Raw genomic sequence first — 1,214 nt, 5'->3', positions numbered from 1 at the left:
CCGTCGAGACGGGCGGTTTTGCGCTGTTCCCCGTCTATGGCAACCGCATCGGCTATTCCGAGGCGGACGCTGCCCTGCTGCTCACCATGATCGGCCTTGGCAACGTGCTGCTGCAGATTCCGATCGGCATGATCAGCGATCGCGTTTCCGATCGCCGTCATCTGCTGCTGGCCTGCGCCGCCGTCGGGCTTGCCGGCACGATCTTCATGCCGCATTTCGCCAGCAACTGGCATTTGATGGCCGCCCTTCTGTTCGTCTGGGGCGGCGTGGTCGCCGCCCTCTACACGATCGGCCTTGCCCATCTCGGCTCGCAATTGTCGGGCCATGAGCTTGCCTCGGCCAATGCCGCTTTCGTGCTCTGTTACGGCGTCGGCATGGTGCTTGGCCCGCAGGCGATCGGTGTCGGCATGGATATTTTCGGCCCCTCCGGCTTCGGCTGGTCGCTCGGCCTGTTCTTCGCCGCCTATATCGCGCTGGTCGGCGTCCGGCTGATCCGCAAGGTCCTGTAGAATCACATCACGCTGCTGACATCACCGTGTCAGGAGCACCCCTGCTATACCGACCCTCCTCAAGCAGGGAGACGTCTTATGATCGACAGTGGCTTCGAAACCAAATCCGTGCGGATGCAGTTGTTGCTGCTCGTCAGCTTCCAGGCGCCATCAGCCGATGTCGACCGCATCATGGACGCCGTGGTCGCCATTACGCCGCTCGGCATGGGCAGCTACGACAGCAACGCCTTCCAGTCGGCCGACGGCGTCGAGCGCTACCGGCCGCTCGAGGGTGCAGCGGCCGGCGCCGAGACGCTGCTGCGACAGCGGCCGGGCACGGTCGAGGTGTCGTTCGAATTGCCGGACGACCAGGCCCTGGCCGCCCGCGTCGTCGAGGCGATCTACCAGGCGCACAGCTACGAGGAGCCGGTGATCCGCATCCAGCCGCTGCTTGCCAGCCGTTCGAAGGGCCTTGACGACCGCGCCAATCCCAACCGCTGGTGGAACACGACGGGCGATTGGAAGAAGGCCGCCCCGCCGGTCAGGGAAGACGCTTGACCGCCAACCTTGCAGCCGCCGGCTGGTTCCCCTTGCCGGCGGCAAGGCGCATCGAGCGTCGCCGCAGCCCGTCCGGGCTTGACTTTCCGGGCGCGTTCTTTATGTGTCGCGCCAAGTTTCCCGCGTCCGGGTGTTTTCCCCGTGCTCCAGCGGCCAAAACTCCACGAA

At 65.3% G+C, this 1,214-nt stretch carries 2 protein-coding genes; both read left to right on the top strand.

Translation table 11 applies throughout. The features are described from left to right. The coding region (locus EN745_RS34965; RefSeq protein WP_145992331.1) for an MFS transporter at positions 1-509 on the top strand (509 nt) is incomplete at its 5' end. A gap of 78 nt (positions 510-587) precedes the next feature. Then, a complete protein-coding gene (locus tag EN745_RS34960) occupies positions 588-1,046 on the top strand; it encodes a hypothetical protein (protein ID WP_126054298.1) in 459 nt (152 codons plus the stop codon). Positions 1,047-1,214: the final 168 nt, after the last annotated feature.

Source organism: Mesorhizobium sp. M4A.F.Ca.ET.022.05.2.1 (assembly GCF_003998845.1).
In the GTDB taxonomy this organism is placed as follows: domain Bacteria; phylum Pseudomonadota; class Alphaproteobacteria; order Rhizobiales; family Rhizobiaceae; genus Mesorhizobium.
This window is presented reverse-complemented; position numbering and strand designations above follow the sequence as displayed.

Coding starts and splice junctions, on each gene's coding strand:
- EN745_RS34960 (WP_126054298.1), top strand. CDS start 588: ATGATCGACAGTGGCTTCGAAACCAAATCCGTGCGGATGCAGTTGTTG.